Source organism: Lacrimispora sp. YZC11 (assembly GCF_057543815.1).
Genome location: NZ_BAAJYQ010000019.1, coordinates 49,579 through 64,803, shown reverse-complemented (window position 1 = coordinate 64,803; position 15,225 = coordinate 49,579). Strand labels below are relative to the sequence as shown.

16 protein-coding genes, 1 riboswitch and 1 other annotated feature are annotated in these 15,225 nt (G+C 49.1%); of the genes, 4 read left to right on the top strand and 12 right to left on the bottom strand.

The genetic code is table 11. The features are described from left to right. Nucleotides 1–88 precede the first annotated feature (88 nt). Genes AC27IJ_RS21135 through AC27IJ_RS21120 form a run of 4 tightly spaced genes read left to right on the top strand, consistent with a single transcriptional unit; the run spans nt 89 to nt 3,494 of the window. Complete coding sequence (locus tag AC27IJ_RS21135; protein ID WP_487150693.1) at nt 89–1,513, top strand: 6-phospho-beta-glucosidase; 1,425 nt, start codon at nt 89–91, stop codon at nt 1,511–1,513. Nucleotides 1,514–1,524: 11 nt separating this feature from the next. Continuing rightward, on the top strand, nt 1,525–1,833 hold the full coding sequence (locus AC27IJ_RS21130) for a PTS sugar transporter subunit IIB (RefSeq protein ID WP_312446214.1): 309 nt from the start codon (nt 1,525–1,527) through the stop codon (nt 1,831–1,833). 25 nt (nt 1,834–1,858) lie between these two features. Continuing rightward, a complete protein-coding gene (locus tag AC27IJ_RS21125) occupies nt 1,859–3,148 on the top strand; it encodes a PTS sugar transporter subunit IIC (RefSeq protein ID WP_312446213.1) in 1,290 nt (429 codons plus the stop codon). A 31-nt stretch (nt 3,149–3,179) separates the two neighbouring features. Then, on the top strand, nt 3,180–3,494 hold the full coding sequence (locus tag AC27IJ_RS21120; RefSeq protein WP_312446212.1) for a PTS sugar transporter subunit IIA: 315 nt from the start codon (nt 3,180–3,182) through the stop codon (nt 3,492–3,494). A 93-nt stretch (nt 3,495–3,587) separates the two neighbouring features. On the opposite strand, the gene thiD is transcribed toward AC27IJ_RS21120, so the two are convergent. The 12 genes from thiD to AC27IJ_RS21060 form a co-directional block, all read right to left on the bottom strand. Then, nucleotides 3,588–4,388 (bottom strand): bifunctional hydroxymethylpyrimidine kinase/phosphomethylpyrimidine kinase, encoded by an 801-nt coding sequence (gene thiD / locus AC27IJ_RS21115; protein ID WP_313260727.1) that lies wholly within the window; start codon nt 4,386–4,388, stop codon nt 3,588–3,590. Next, nucleotides 4,385–5,026 carry a thiamine phosphate synthase gene (gene thiE, locus AC27IJ_RS21110; RefSeq protein ID WP_487150689.1) on the bottom strand — a complete coding sequence of 214 codons (642 nt, stop codon included), beginning with the start codon at nt 5,024–5,026 and terminating at the stop codon, nt 4,385–4,387. The genes thiD and thiE overlap by 4 nt, the downstream gene beginning before the upstream one ends. After that, nucleotides 5,013–5,894: a hydroxyethylthiazole kinase gene (thiM, locus tag AC27IJ_RS21105; protein WP_487150687.1), complete on the bottom strand. Its 882-nt coding sequence runs from the start codon at nt 5,892–5,894 to the stop codon at nt 5,013–5,015. Before thiM ends, thiE begins: the two co-directional genes overlap by 14 nt. A 12-nt stretch (nt 5,895–5,906) precedes the next feature. After that, a complete protein-coding gene (thiW, locus tag AC27IJ_RS21100; protein WP_312446204.1) occupies nt 5,907–6,461 on the bottom strand; it encodes an energy coupling factor transporter S component ThiW in 555 nt (184 codons plus the stop codon). A 42-nt stretch (nt 6,462–6,503) separates the two neighbouring features. Further along, nucleotides 6,504–7,811: a phosphomethylpyrimidine synthase ThiC gene (gene thiC, locus AC27IJ_RS21095; RefSeq protein ID WP_312446203.1), complete on the bottom strand. Its 1,308-nt coding sequence runs from the start codon at nt 7,809–7,811 to the stop codon at nt 6,504–6,506. Nucleotides 7,812–7,997: 186 nt separating this feature from the next. Then, nucleotides 7,998–8,104: riboswitch (TPP riboswitch) on the bottom strand. Between the two features lie 51 nt (nt 8,105–8,155). Continuing rightward, on the bottom strand, nt 8,156–8,929 hold the full coding sequence (gene trpA, locus AC27IJ_RS21090; protein WP_312446201.1) for a tryptophan synthase subunit alpha: 774 nt from the start codon (nt 8,927–8,929) through the stop codon (nt 8,156–8,158). Then, entirely contained in the window at nt 8,922–10,106 is a 1,185-nt protein-coding gene (gene trpB / locus AC27IJ_RS21085; protein WP_487150684.1) for a tryptophan synthase subunit beta, read from the bottom strand. Before trpB ends, trpA begins: the two co-directional genes overlap by 8 nt. Then, nucleotides 10,052–10,735: a phosphoribosylanthranilate isomerase gene (locus AC27IJ_RS21080; RefSeq protein WP_487150682.1), complete on the bottom strand. Its 684-nt coding sequence runs from the start codon at nt 10,733–10,735 to the stop codon at nt 10,052–10,054. The genes trpB and AC27IJ_RS21080 overlap by 55 nt, the downstream gene beginning before the upstream one ends. Next, on the bottom strand, nt 10,732–11,526 hold the full coding sequence (trpC, locus tag AC27IJ_RS21075) for an indole-3-glycerol phosphate synthase TrpC (protein ID WP_312446196.1): 795 nt from the start codon (nt 11,524–11,526) through the stop codon (nt 10,732–10,734). Before trpC ends, AC27IJ_RS21080 begins: the two co-directional genes overlap by 4 nt. Then, entirely contained in the window at nt 11,523–12,542 is a 1,020-nt protein-coding gene (gene trpD, locus AC27IJ_RS21070; RefSeq protein ID WP_312446193.1) for an anthranilate phosphoribosyltransferase, read from the bottom strand. Before trpD ends, trpC begins: the two co-directional genes overlap by 4 nt. After that, entirely contained in the window at nt 12,543–13,127 is a 585-nt protein-coding gene (locus tag AC27IJ_RS21065; RefSeq protein WP_312446192.1) for an anthranilate synthase component II, read from the bottom strand. It abuts the gene before it with no gap. After that, nucleotides 13,127–14,599 carry an anthranilate synthase component I family protein gene (locus AC27IJ_RS21060; RefSeq protein ID WP_487150679.1) on the bottom strand — a complete coding sequence of 491 codons (1,473 nt, stop codon included), beginning with the start codon at nt 14,597–14,599 and terminating at the stop codon, nt 13,127–13,129. Before AC27IJ_RS21060 ends, AC27IJ_RS21065 begins: the two co-directional genes overlap by 1 nt. Nucleotides 14,600–14,800: 201 nt before the next feature. After that, nucleotides 14,801–15,065: a binding site (T-box leader), on the bottom strand. Nucleotides 15,066–15,225: the final 160 nt, after the last annotated feature.

The following is a 15,225-nucleotide window of genomic DNA, read 5'->3' as shown; positions in this document are numbered from 1 at the left end:
AGATTGAATGTGGTATTTTTTTCGTTGGAGTTTTGAGCAGTCTGATGTTACCATAAAGACAAATGATTGAAGGAGGGAAACAATACGAATGCTGAGAAAAGATTTTCTGTGGGGAGGTGCAGTAGCTGCCCATCAGCTGGAAGGAGCCTGGAAAGAAGGAGGCAAAGGCGTCAGCGTTGCCGATGTGATGACAGCCGGAGCCAATGGAAAGGAACGGGAGATCACAGATGGGGTCATAGAAGGTAAATATTACCCCAACCATGAGGGCATTGATTTTTACCATCGTTATAAAGAAGATATCCTTCTTTTTGCGGAAATGGGGTTTCAGTGTTTCCGCACCTCCATTGCCTGGACCAGGATTTTTCCTACGGGGGAAGAGCCGGAACCCAATGAAGAAGGCCTCCGGTTTTATGACGACTTATTTGATGAGTGCAGAAAGCATGGGATCCAGCCGGTAGTGACCTTATCCCACTTTGAAATGCCATATGAACTGGTGGTTAAGTACGGCGGCTTCAGTAGCCACATCTGTGTGGAGCTGTTCGTGAAGTTTGCCAAAGCATGCTTTGAACGGTATAAGGACAAGGTGACCTACTGGATGACATTTAACGAGATCAATAACCAGGCAGATTATGACGGGGACTTTGCACCATTTACCAACTCAGGACTTCATTTTAAAGAAGGAGATAACCGGGAACATCTTATGTACCAGGCGGCCCATTATGAGCTGGTGGCATCAGCCCTGGCAGTAAAGGCGGGACATGAGATAAATCCTGATTTTAAGATCGGCTGTATGATGGCCATGTGCCCCATTTATCCTTACTCCTGTGATCCAAAAGATATGATGATGGCCATGTCTTCCATGCAGAAACGCTACTGGTTTGCAGATGTCCATGTAAGAGGACTATATCCGGAATACATAAAGGCATATTGGAAACGGAAGGGGCTGGCTCTGGATATCACATCGGAAGACTTGGAGGCGCTTAAAGCAGGCTGTGTGGATTATATCGGATTCAGCTATTACATGTCCTTTACTGTGAAACACAGGGACGATAATCCTGAGTATGATTACCGGGAACAAAGAGACAGGGTGGAAAATCCTTACGTGCAGGCAAGCCAGTGGGGATGGCCCATTGACCCGGAAGGGCTTCGCTACACCATGAACTGGCTGTATGACAGGTACGGACTGCCTCTGTTTATTGTGGAAAATGGCTTCGGTGCCTATGACCAGCCGGGAGATGACGGCATGATCCATGACGGGTACCGGATTGAATATTTAAAGGCACATATAGAATCAATGAAAAAATGCGTGGACCAGGATGGAGTGGATCTTATGGGATATACACCCTGGGGCTGTATTGACCTGGTATCCGCAGGGACCGGTGAGATGGAGAAGCGCTACGGGTTCATTTATGTGGATAAGGACAATCAGGGAAATGGAACAGGTGAGCGGAGCAGAAAAGAAAGCTTTTACTGGTTTAAGAAAGTGATTCAAACAAACGGAGAGGAATTATAGGAGGGTAGAGTATGTTGAAGATACGGCTATTTTGCAATCAGGGAATGTCCACAAGCCTGCTTGTGAGTAAAATGAGGGAGGCGGCGGCCCAGGAAGGACTGGAAGCAGACATCATGGCATTTCCGGTCAATGACTTAGATGAAAACCTGGCCGGAGCAGACTGCGCCCTGCTTGGTCCTCAGGTGGGATACTTAAAAGACAAGGTTTTAAAGACATGTGAAAGCCATCAGGTACCAATGGATGTGATCCCCATGATCGATTACGGCATGTGCAATGGAAAAAAGGTTCTGGAGTTTGCCCGGAAGCTGGCCGGTAAATGAGAAAAGAAAGGGAGGGACAGTGAGGATGAAAGATTTTTTAAATAGTAAAGTGGTTCCTAAAATGATGGTGTTTATCAATACAAAGGCGATTCGGGGATTAAAGGATGGTCTGCTGTATTCCATGCCAATGATGATCATCGGATCTATTTTTCTGCTTCTGGCAAATTTTCCATATACGCCTGTTGCCGACTGGCTGGGGGCAGCAGGATTTACGCCGGTGTTTAATCAGGTATTTGAAAGCACCTTCAATATCATGGCTCTTATCGCTTCCATAGGCATTGCCTATACCTATGTAAAAAATGAGGGATATAACGGAATGCCGGCAGGAGTGATTTCCCTTTGTACTTATCTGCTGTTTCAGCCTTCCCAGGTAACCAACCAGGAGGGAGCTTCCGTTGGCGTTATTTTTAAGACATGGACCGGCGGACAGGGTATGATCGGCGCTATCATTATCGGACTCATTGTAGGCTGGATCTATACTGTGTTTTTAAAGAAAAACATTACCATTAAAATGCCGGATGGAGTGCCTGACGGAGTTGCTACCTCTTTTACGGCTCTGATTCCAGGCGCGGCTGTTATTATCGCAGCTTCCATCGTTTATGCGGTTGTAAAAAATATGTTTGACACGACCCCAATGGAATGGATCTATAAAACCATTCAGATCCCGCTCCAGGGACTGACTGATTCCTTTGGCGGGGTTGTTGCCATGGGATTTTTGATTCCGTTTTTCTGGTTCTTTGGCATTCATGGATCAACCCTTGTGGGGGGAATTATGGGTCCCCTCCTTACGGCCAATACTGCCGCCAATCAGGCAATTCTTGACAGCGGACGGGAGCTTAATCTGGCAAATGGCGGTCATATTGTTACCCAGCAGTTTTTAGATCAGTTTATGACGGTTACAGGGGCAGGAATTACCATTGGACTGGTGATATATCTAATGTTTTTTGCCAAATCCAACCAGTGCAGGCAGGTGGGCAGGCTGGGGATCGGACCAGCATGCTTTAACATCAATGAGCCGGTGCTTTTTGGTACACCGGTGGTGTTGAACCCCATTATGGCAATCCCTTTCATGATCATGCCTGTTCTGTCCGGAACCATTCAGTATCTGGCAATTTATACGGGGCTTTGTCCCATGTATAAAGGAATTCTGGTGCCCTGGACCTGTCCTCCCATTATTTCGGGATTTTTGATCGGAGGCTGGAGGACGGCACTGCTTCAGGTGGTGATTCTGGCATTGTCATTCTTCGTATACTTTCCATTTATCAGGGTTATTGACAAAATGTATGAGAAGCAGGAAAATCAGACCCAGGGCTGATAATTTCTGTACAGAGAGAAAAGGTGTAAAAATGCAGGAATTGGAACTTATTTGCTTTCAGCTGATCACTGCTGCCGGCGGAGCAAAATCAAACTATATCAAAGCAGTGCAAAAGGCAAAACAAGGAAAATATGAAGAAGCGGAACATCTGATCGCTGAAGGGGACGAAATGATGAAACAAGGCCATTTGCCTCATGCGGACTTAATTCAGAGAGAAGCGGCAGGAGAGGCAGTGCCTATGGGACTTATTCTGACCCATGCGGAGGATCAGATGATGAGCGCGGAGATCTTTAAGGTCATGGCCGAAGAGATGATCGATCTTTACAGGAAACTGGAAAGCAAATAAAACGGGATTCTGCAAATGGAAATGAAAATACCGATTATGGCGGGAGCATGTAATGTTCCCGCCATAACCGGTTAAAAAGCTTTCTTTGAGTTTTTAGGTTCTCCATCCGTGCCATAAAGGCCCTCGTCCTTTTCCCAGATTTAATCTGGCTTTTAACGCTCCGTTTAGATAGGACTTTGCCATCCGGATGCTTTCTTCCAGCCCCATGCCTCCAGCCAGTCCGCAGGCAATGGCAGAAGACAGGGTGCATCCGGTTCCATGGGTATTTGGATTGTCGATACGTTCCCCTGGAAACCAGGTGAGAAATCCGTTGCAGCACAGCAGATCATCAGCTCCCTGGTCATTATGGCCTCCTTTTAAAAGGAAAGAAACTTGAAAGACATGGAAGAGCTCCATTGCGGCTTCTTCCATATCTTTTCTAGTGTATATCCGGTGCCCTTTTGTGGATAAGAGTGCTTCAGCCTCCGGGATATTGGGGGTAACTAAAGTTGCCAGGGGAAACAACCTGCTTGTTAAAGTCTTAACATCCTGCGGCTTTAAAAGAGAATGCCCGCTGGTGGATACCATGACCGGGTCCACGATCACAGGAGACCGGTTATATTCTCCTAGCTTTTCCGCAATGATTTCAATTGAACCGGAAGTCCCGGCCATGCCGATTTTTACAGCTTTCGGCGGAATATCCGTAAATACGGCATCTAACTGGGCGGCAAGCATTTCCTGACTAACTGTTTCCGTCAGAAAAACCCCAGTCGTATTTTGAGCTACCAGGGCGGTAATAACGCTGGAGCCATAGACACCCAAAGCCGCGGCAGTTTTTAAATCCGCCTGTATTCCTGCGCCGCCGCTGGGATCGGTGCCTGCAATGGTGAGGAAGGAAGGGAGAATCAGGCTCATGGGCTCACCACCTTTAAAAGCTGTTCTTTTAAGCGATGGACGGCTGCGGTTATATCCTTTTGTCCGAAGATGCCGGAAACCACCGCAGCTCCGGCCACGCCTGTTCCTCTCAGGCTGGATACATTTTCACTGTTAATTCCTCCGATGGCCGTTACCGGAATAGGAACAGAACGGCAGATCGCAGACAGTTGTTCCAGGGTTAAGGGAATGGCATCTTTTTTTGTAGGGCTTGGGAAGATAGCCCCGGATCCTATATAATCCGCCCCATCCATAAATGCCTTTTTTGCCTGACTTACGTTTTTGGCAGTAACGCCCAGAATGCGGTCCGGCCCGATTAGCCGGCGGACCTCCAAAGGAGATAAATCATCCTGTCCAACGTGTACGCCGTCCGCCCCGCACTTAAGGGTAATATCCACATCATCGTTGATGATAAGCGGGATCCCATAATGCTTCGTAAGCTCACGGACAAGTAGAGCTTCTTCCAGGAAGGCACTTTTGTCCAGACTTTTTTCACGAAGCTGGAGAAGGGTCACTCCGGCACATAGGGCTTCTTCGATCTGCTCTGTTAAGGTTTTTTCTCCTGTAAATGCCGGGTCTGTTACCCCATAGAGGAGAAGCATGTCTTTATGAAACTTCAATATTTATCCCTCCTTTTAAGGTGCTTTCTTCCAAAATGCTTACTTCGTCCAGAAAGCAGCAGCGGAAGCTTCCTGTACCGCCGGGGATCTTTTCCGCTCGTTTTGCCGCCCGCTCTCCGCAAAGACCGGCAGCAGCCGTGGCAAGAGCAGCAGCCTGGAATATGGCATGCTGTGAGGGCCTGGGCCCGATGGAGGCCGTGTAGGCGGCAATTATGCCATCCAGCATACAGCCGCTTCCTGTAATCCGGGACATTTGAGGACAGCCGTTCTTTATTAGCCAGTTCTCTTTCCCGCTTGATACAATATCAGTGGCTCCTGTCATAACAGTCACAGCACCGGTCGCAGTGCTTAATGCCCTGGCTGTTGCCTTAAGAGATTCCAGGGTTTCTTCCTTTATCTCATCAGAAAAGGAAGCATCAACTCCCCGGGCGGGAGATATAGAACCGTTTCCCACGTTCTGTCCGGTCAGCTCCTTTAATAAGACCCGCAGCTCGGAGGCATTTCCCCTGATAACGGTTACCTTCACTTCCTTTAAAAGGGAAAGAGCAGTTTCGGTCCGATAACGGGAAGCACCGATTCCCACGGGGTCAAAGATGACAGGAAGGTTTCGCCGGTTTGCTTCCTGCCCGGCCTTTATCATAGCGGCTTTCGTCGATTCTTTCGGGGTCCCAATGTTCAATAGAAGGCAGTCGGATAAGGCGGTTATCTCCGAAACCTCTTCCGGCTGGTCTGCCATAATGGGGGAGCCGCCGCAGGCCAAAATGATATTTGCTACGTCCCCTGCCGTAACATAATTGGTGATACAGTGGATGACGGGCCGCTTTTCCCTGACCAGCCCTGTCAGGAATTCATTGATTTTTATGCTCATAACAGGGTCCCCCTATTCATTGATGAGACGCTCAAAATAGGAAAAAAGGCCAAGGCGGCGCAGCATTGCCAGTAAGATTGCAGCCAATAGGGTCCCTGCCAGAGTACTCATGAAAAATGGAGCTACAAAGAAGAACACAGCCACCTCTTTTCCCATGAGAACGGCGGCCACAGGATAGCAGAGCAGCCCTCCGATCAGCCCGGTCCCAACCACTTCTCCAAGATAAGCAGGCAAAAGCTTCCTGGTTTTTTGAAACAGATAGGCGCCAAGAAACGCGCCAGCCATGCTTCCCGGAAAGGCAAGCAGGCTTCCGGTTCCCATGAGGTTTCGTATAAGTGAAGTACAAAACGCCATGGAAACACCATAGACAGGCCCTAAGAATACCCCGGCCAGAACATTTGCCAGATGCTGTACCGGAAAGCATTTGGAAGCTCCCACCGGGATGGAAAAGCCGGAAAGCGCAACGGTAAGAGCTGTCAGCATTCCGCTGATCACCAGCTTTTTCACCCGTACTCTTGAACCGGTAGAAGAGTTGCTGTAAATTGTTGATGGTATTTGATCATTCATGAAAATTCCTCCTGTATATGTAATTTTAATTTCCACAAAATATTATTCATCAAAGATATCGACGATCTCTCCCTCTAAAATCCTGTTCATATTTTTCATGGCACAGAAATTGCCGCACATGGAGCAGGTATCTTCTTTTTCCGGTTTTGACGAGGCCCGGTAGCGTCTGGCTTTTTCCGGGTCAATGGCAAGCTGGAACATGGTTTCCCAATCCAGCCGTTTTCTGGCATCGCTCATCTTATGATCCCAATCCTTAGCGCCCCTGATGCCTTTTGCAATGTCAGCTGCATGGGCCGCAATCCGGGCTGCAATGATTCCTTCCTTCACATCTGCTTCATCCGGCAGCCTCAAATGCTCCGCAGGAGTCACATAGCAGAGAAACGCCGCCCCGGCAGCAGCGGCCACCGCTCCTCCGATCGCCGCGGTGATATGGTCATATCCCGGCGCAATATCAGTGACAAGAGGTCCCAGGACATAAAAGGGCGCTCCCTTGCAGATCGTCTGCTGTATTTTCATATTGGCTGCAATCTGATCCAAAGGCATGTGGCCGGGGCCTTCAATAATGATCTGTACATTCTTCTCCCAGGCCCTTCTTGTCAGCTCTCCAAGGGTCACCAGCTCCTCTACCTGGGAAATATCAGACGCATCTTCAATGCACCCCGGCCGGCAGGCATCTCCAAGGCTTAAGGTCACGTCATGCTTCTGACAGATTTCCAGTATGCGGTCATAGTGCTCATAAAAGGGATTCTCCTCCCCGGTCATTTCCATCCAGGCAAAGATGATAGACCCTCCTCTTGATACAATGTTAGTCAGCCGTTTTGCTTCCTTGAATCTTCTGGCAGTCTGCTTGTTGATCCCAACGTGAATGGTCATGAAATCCACCCCGTCTTCCGCGTGCATTTCCACGATTTGTATCCATTCCTCGGCGGTGATTTCCCGAAGGGGTTTGTGATAATAAACCACAGCATCGTAGATAGGAACCGTACCAATCATAGCCGGACATTCTCCCGTCAGCTTCCTGCGGAATTTCCGGGTATCTCCAAAGGAGCTTAAATCCATAATGGATTCTGCCCCCATAAGAACTGCGTCCTTTACTTTCTCAAGTTCCATTTCCAGATCATTCAAGTCCCTGGATGTCCCAAGATTCACATTGATCTTTGTTCTGAGCATGGAGCCGATACCGCTGGGCTTTAAGCAGCTGTGGTTCTTATTTGCCGGAATGGCGATTTTTCCCTCCGCCACCAGCTCCCGCAGCTTTTCCGGATTCCATTGTTCGTGCTCAGCTACCGCCGTCAGTTCCTTTGTCAGAATGCCTTTTCTTGCGGCATCCATTTGTGTGGTGTAATTCATGTTTGTTCCTCCTTTTTCTCGCGAACGGAGGGATTGTAAGGACGTTTAGTAAAGACTAAGAAAAACGCGCTTTGCAGGTTTTTATTAGTCGCCGCGGCATTCACCGAATGAATATACTGCATATTCGTTTGGTTCATTACCCACGCAAAAAGAGCCCATACCAACAGGTATAGGCTCGGAAATATGCAATCATCCCATATGAATCCCTACGTTGGCATTACCCAAATCAGGTTATAAAGGTCGAAGTTGATTACTTCCTCTCAGCCCGCCTACGAGCTCCCTCTTGTGGCACTAGTGTAGCATTCCCCTTCCTGCTTGTCAAGGAAAACATCCCTTACCGGCCGTCAGCCGGAAATGGCGGACTTCATTTCCCTTACGTAGTCGCAGACAGGCCCTACACAGTCTTTTCCGTATTTTGCGGCTATTTTTACAATGGCGCTGCCAACAATGACACCGTCTGCATGTTTGCTCATCTCCCTTGCCTGCTCCGGCGTGGAGATACCAAAGCCGATGGCGCAGGGGATATCTTTTGCCTCCTTTACAAAGGAAATCATTTCACCAATGTTGGTATTGATTTCCGTTCTCACTCCGGTCACGCCCATAGAGGAAACACAGTAGATAAATCCTTCCGATCCAGATGCAATGGTCCGTATACGCTCACTGGAAGTGGGGGCGATGAGAGAGATCAGTTCGACCCCGTATTTTCTGCAAAAGGGCAGTAGTTCCTCCCTTTCCTCAAAGGGCATATCCGGCACGATCAGGGCGTCAATGCCGCACTCAGCTGCATTTTTTAAAAACCTTTCGCTTCCATACACGAAAACCGGATTGATATAAGTCATAAAAGCCAGAGGAACATCTGTTTTTTTGCGTATCCGTTTTACGGTTTCGAAAAGCTTATCCGTGGTAGTTCCTGAGGCCAAAGCCCGCATATCGGCCTCCTGGATTACGATCCCCTCTGCGATTGGGTCAGAAAAAGGGATTCCAAGCTCGATCAAATCCGCTCCGGCCTCGGCCATGGCAGGAACCAGTTCTTCGGTGGTGGCAAGGTCGGGATCTCCTGCCGTAATAAATGGGATGAATGCCTTTCCTTTGGAAAATACTTCGCTTATTCTACTCATAGATTTCAACCCCCTTGTAACGGGCAATGGCTGCCACATCCTTGTCGCCCCGCCCTGATAGATTAATGACAATGACCTCATCTTTTCCCATGGAAGGAGCGATCTTTCTGGCATAGGCTATTGCATGGGCGCTTTCTATTGCCGGAATGATCCCTTCCAGACGGGATAAGTATTCAAAAGCTTCCACGGCTTCCTGATCCGTAATGGAGACGTAGCTGGCTCTTCCTGAATCGTGAAGGGCCGCGTGCTCCGGCCCGATGCCGGGATAGTCAAGTCCTGCGGAAATGGAGAAAACAGGGGAGATCTGACCGTACTCATCCTGGCAGAAATAGGACTTCATGCCGTGGAAGATTCCAAGAGAGCCGGTAGAAATCGTAGCTGCGTGTTTTCCTGTTTCAATGCCGTGCCCAGCGGCCTCGCAGCCCACCAGCTTCACGGAAGGTTCATTTACAAATTCATGGAAGATTCCCATGGCATTGCTTCCGCCTCCCACGCAGGCGATCACCATGTCAGGAAGTTTACCCTCTGCTTCTATAAGCTGAGAGCGGACCTCTTTTCCGATGATGCTCTGAAAATCCCTGACAATAGTCGGAAAGGGATGAGGGCCCATGACAGAGCCTAAGACATAATGGGTGTCAGCCACCCGGTTGGTCCATTCCCTCATGGTCTCATTGACTGCATCCTTTAAGGTCTGGGTGCCGCTGGTGACAGCGTGAACCTTTGTGCCCAAAAGCTCCATGCGGAATACGTTTAAGGCCTGACGATCCGTATCCTCCTTGCCCATGAAAACTTCGCATTCCATTCCCATGAGAGCGGCGGCGGTAGCAGTAGCAACGCCATGCTGCCCGGCCCCTGTTTCAGCGATGACCCGGGTTTTTCCCATCTTCTTTGCAAGAAGGACCTGGCCCAGGGCATTGTTGATCTTATGGGAGCCGGTGTGGTTTAGATCCTCTCTCTTTAAATAAATCTTTGCACCGCCTAAATTCTCTGTCATCCGCTCTGCATAGTAGAGCAGAGAGGGCCTTCCGGTATATTTTTGGTGAAGGTCTGAAAGTTCGGCTAAAAACTCCTCGTCATGGCTGTACTTTTCATAAGCCTCTTCCAGCTCATTTACTGCATTCATCAGCGTTTCGGGGACAAATTGTCCGCCGTGCTGTCCAAATTTTCCTTTTGACATGGCTGTTCACTCCTTACTGTTTGTATGATTTCTTTTATTTTTGACCGGTCCTTTTTGCCCTCTGTTTCCACGGAACTGCTTAGATCCAGGCAAAAGGCATTTGTTTTCATGGCCAGCCTGATGTTTGAGGCGTCTATGCCTCCGGCCAGGAACCAGGGCTTTTTTATGTCCGGTATCATGGACCAGTCAAAGGTCTTCCCGCTGCCGCCGTAAAGTCCTTTGGTATAAGTATCAAAAAGCAGGAAATCAGCGGGAAGGTCATCTGCTTCCTTCATATCTTCCGCCTGCCGGACCCGTATGGCCTTTATGACAGGAAGGCCGGGGGACAGGCGGCTTTTTAATTCCATCATATAATCCCGGTCCTCATCGCCGTGAAGCTGGATAAGGTCAATGGTTCCATTTTCCGCAAGGGACAGGATATCTTCTATGGGGCTGTTTACAAATACTCCCACTGCCGGTATCTCCGGCAGCAGCAGCTCCTTAAGTACTTTTGCCTCTGGTCCCGTAAGGCGGCGCTTTCCGGGAGCAAATACGAATCCTGCGTAATCCGGTTTTGAGACGTTTACTGCCAGGATATCTTCCCTGCGGGTCAGTCCGCATATTTTGATCCGTTTTCCTTTCGAATTCATTGTGCCTCCCGCTTAAATCCGTTTATAACTTCCTTTTTGTCAGGGGAACGCATCAGGCTTTCCCCGATCAGGACGGCATTGACTCCGGCTTCTGACAGGAGCCTGATGTCTGTTGACCTTTTGATCCCGCTTTCCGCCACGAAAAGTACGTCAGGGGGGACCAGGCTCCTTAAGCGGAGGGAATTATTAAAATCCACCTCAAAGGTTTTTAAATTCCGGTTATTTACTCCGATGATCCTGGCTCCCGCCGAGAGGGCGGAGCGGATCTCCTCTTCATCATGGGCCTCTACAAGGGCGCTTAAGCCAAGGCTTTGGCATAGCCTTAAATCTTCTTTCAGGGCTTTTGTATCCAGGAGAGCGCAGATGAGAAGGACTGCAGCCGCGCCTATGGCCTTTGCCTCATAGATCTGGTAGGGGTCCACCGTGAAATCCTTTCTGAGAAGAGGGATATCCACCTTATGGCTGATCTCGGTCAGATAGTCGTTATTTCCGAGAAAGTATTCCGGTTCCGTAAGGACGGAAATGGCATCCGCCCCTGCAGCTTCGTAATCCTTTGCGATTTCCACATAGGGGAACTCAGGAGCAATGAGCCCCTTTGAGGGAGAGGCACGTTTTATCTCGCAGATAAAGGAAATGCCTGGAGAGGAGAGGCTGCGTTCAAAAGAAAGACCTCTGTCTTTTGTTTTTTCCAAAATTTCAAATGCCAGTTTTTCCATGGCCTTCATGGGGATTTTTTCTTTTGCCGCCTCCGCCCGTTTTTTTGAGGAGGCAGCCAGGACGTCAAGTATCATAAAACCACCTCGTTGGTCATTTTTACAAACTTATCAAGCTTACTGGCGGCTTTTCCCGAATCAATGAGATGGGCCGCTTTTTCAATACATTGGGGAATGGTGCAGTCATCGATTCCCAGGTACAGGCTTAAGGCAGAGTTTAAGATGACGATATCCCGTTTTGGTCCATGGAGTTTACCGCTTAAGATATCTCTGGTGATCTGGGCGTTCTCTGCCGGTGTGCCGCCAACCAGCTCCGCAAGGCTGCATCGTTTTAGGGAAAACTGCTCCGGCGTGATCTCATAGGGAGTAAGCTCCCCGAAACGGATTTCACATACATGGGTGGGGCCTGTGACGGTGGCTTCATCCAGTCCGTCATCTCCGCAGACCACCAGGCCCCGCCTGACTCCCAGATTGCTTAATACCTGGGCCAGAGGTTCTACCAGTTTCCTGTCATAGACCCCTAAAAGCTGCATGGTGGCTCCCGCAGGATTGGAAAGAGGGCCTAAGATATTAAAGATGGTCCGCACCCCAAGCTCTTTGCGCACCGGTCCGGCGTATTTCATGGAGGAATGGTAAGCCTGGGCGAAGAGGAAGCACATGCCTGTTTTCCTTAGTATGTCTCCCGACTGTTCCGCCGTAAGGTTTAAATTCACCCCAAGGTGCTCCAGCACATCGGCAGCCCCGCTTTTACTGGAAACGCTGCGGTTGCCATGCTTTGCCACAGGAACTCCTCCTGCAGCTACCACAAATGCGGTGGTGGTGGAAATGTTAAAGGTCCCGGCCTCGTCGCCGCCGGTGCCTACGATATCAATGACGGGAAAATCCGGCTCCAGCCTTAAGGCCTTTTCCCGCATAACCGTGGCACAGGCAGTGATCTCGTCAATGGTTTCCCCCTTCATCCGAAGTCCCGTTAAAAATGCGGCCATCTGGGCCGGGGTGGTTTCCCCGCTCATGATCTCGTTCATGACCTCTTTTGCAGCCTCAAAGCTTAAATTCTGCCCTGAGATTACTTCATGGATCGCCTGTTGAATCATTTAATCTGCCTCCTTTATATGAATGGATAAGAAATTTTTAAGTATGGTCATCCCATTTGGTGTCAGGATAGATTCCGGATGGAACTGAAGCCCGTAAAGGGGATATTCCTTATGCTTTACCGCCATGATTTCTCCCGTATCATCGGTTCCGATGATGGCCAGGCAATGAGGAAGAGAATCTTTTGCGGCGATGAGAGAGTGGTACCTGGCGGCCAGGATCTGTTCCGGAAGCCCGTGAAAGATGGGATCAGAAACATCGATTGTAAGAAGGCTCTGTTTTCCGTGCATCAGCTTCTTTGCATGAGTGATCTCTGCCCCGAATACTTCGCAGATTCCCTGGTGCCCCAGGCATACCCCAAGCATGGGAATTGTTCCGGAAAGCTTCTTCACCACGTCCTCGCACACTCCTGCATTCTTTGGATAACCGGGACCTGGGGAGAGGATGATGTGGCTGGGAGATAGATCCCTTATTTCTTCCACGGTCATCTCATCGTTTCGTATTACCCTGATATCAGGATTTAAGCCGCCGGACATCTGGACTAAGTTGTAGGAAAAGCTGTCGTAATTATCGATCAAGAGAATCATCAGTCATTTACCTCCCCTGCGGTTTCAATGGCCCGGATCACGGCCTTTGCCTTGTTTTCCGATTCTTCGTACTCCCGATCCGGAACGCTGTCGGCCACGATGCCGCCTCCTGCCTGAACGTATACCTTTCCCTGGCTTTTTACCGCCATGCGTATGGCGATACAGGTATCCATGTTTCCGGTGAAATCAATGTAGCCCAGGGCTCCTCCGTATATGCCCCTTGGCTCTGTTTCCAGTTCTTCGATGATCTCACAGGCCCGGATTTTCGGAGCACCGGAAAGGGTGCCTGCCGGAAGGACCGCCTCTATGGCATGGAAGGCATCCCGGTCAGGGGTAATATCCGCCTCCACCTGGGAGCAGATGTGCATAATCCGGGAATAACGGTGGATCATTTTATATCCTGTTACTTCTACAGTGGAAAACGCTGCTATTTTCCCCAGATCATTTCTCCCTAAGTCCACCAGCATGTTGTGCTCTGCCAGCTCCTTTTCATCTTCCAGAAGCTCTTTCGAAAGCCTGTTGTCTTCCTCTTCGTCCCTTCCCCTGGGTCTGGAACCTGCTACCGGAAAGGTGGTGAGCCGCCCGTTTTGTAAACGGACCAGGGTTTCCGGGGAAGTGCTTATGATTTCTGTATCATCCATATGGAGATATACCATGTAGGGGGACGGGTTGGTGGTCCTTAAAACCCGGTAGGCATTGAGAAGACTGTCCTGGTAATCACTTGTAAACTGCCTGGAAAGCACCGCCTGGAAAATGTCTCCGTCCACGATATAATCTTTTGCCCGCTCCACCATGGAACAGAATTCCTCCCTGGTCACGTTGCAGCGGAAGTTTGGTCTGCTGGTGACTGCGGATTTTTTTAGGGGGATATTTTCTCCGATCATGGCTGCAATGCTTTCCAGTTTTGCGCAGGCTTCCCCGTAATTTTCCATGACCTGGTCGGTTTTCATATTGACCACAAGGCTGATTTTCTGCTTTAAATGGTCATAAGCGATGACCGTATCAAAGAGCATTAAGTCAAAGTCATTGCAGGTTCCTTTTTTGATGGAGAGGACCGGTTCCGTATAGCCGATCATGCTGTATGCAAAATACCCTACAAATCCACCGGTAAAGGGGGGAAGTCCGGGAAGCTTTGGAGAACGGTAATCCTTTAAGATATCCCGCAGCACATCATAGGGCTCCCTGGTCCGGATCACCTGGCTGGCCTCCGGCTGGCCATAATGATGTACCCTTACCACATGATCCTTTAGAGTGACCTTAAGGACCGGATCATAGCCAAGGAAGGAGTAGCGTCCCCATTTTTCGCCTCCCTCAATGCTTTCAAGCAGATAATACCGGCTGCTTTTAGCTGCGATTTTTCGCAGCAGGGTAATTGGTGTGACAATGTCTGCAAAGATTTCCCTGCAGACCGGGATGACGGGATAGGAAGCGGCAAGCGCTTCGATTTCCTTACAGTCCGGCGTGATGTTCATGGTTTATTACGCTCCTTTCTTAGCTAATACTCATGTCTTTTGGCCTGACAGCCAGTAAATATCCTATAGCAAGCGGAGAGGTATAGAAGTATTTGACCCTTTCACCATTTGCCAGATACAGGAATGCCTGCATACCTGCGCCTGGCTCATTGCCTGCAGAAATAAAAAAGGCCTCCGTCCCTCCTCCATACTGCTATGGATAAGAGGGACGAAAGCCTGTAAATTACGGTTCCGTGGTACCACCCTGATTGGAGAAGATAGACTTCTCCCGCTTTATAACACACTAACATGTGCCTCCCCTTGATAACGGATAGGAAACCCGTCGACACCTACTTCCGATCATAAAATCGGTTTCAAGCCGCCCTCGCAGGTCCATTCAGACCAGACATCAACGCTTCCTCCCACCAACCGGAAGCTCTCTGTGCATGATGTTAAGTTCTTACTTACTCCTGCTCAACAGTTTATCACTTTGATTTGTTACAGTATATGAGATAAAAATTAAAATGTCAATAGAAAATTTTTTTGTAGCGGTCAAATGTATGACCGGTCATGATAAATGGAGGAAACCAGTCCGGGAATTTTTACTTGCCAAATGGTGCCTGGATCTCACAAGGAGATATTAGATT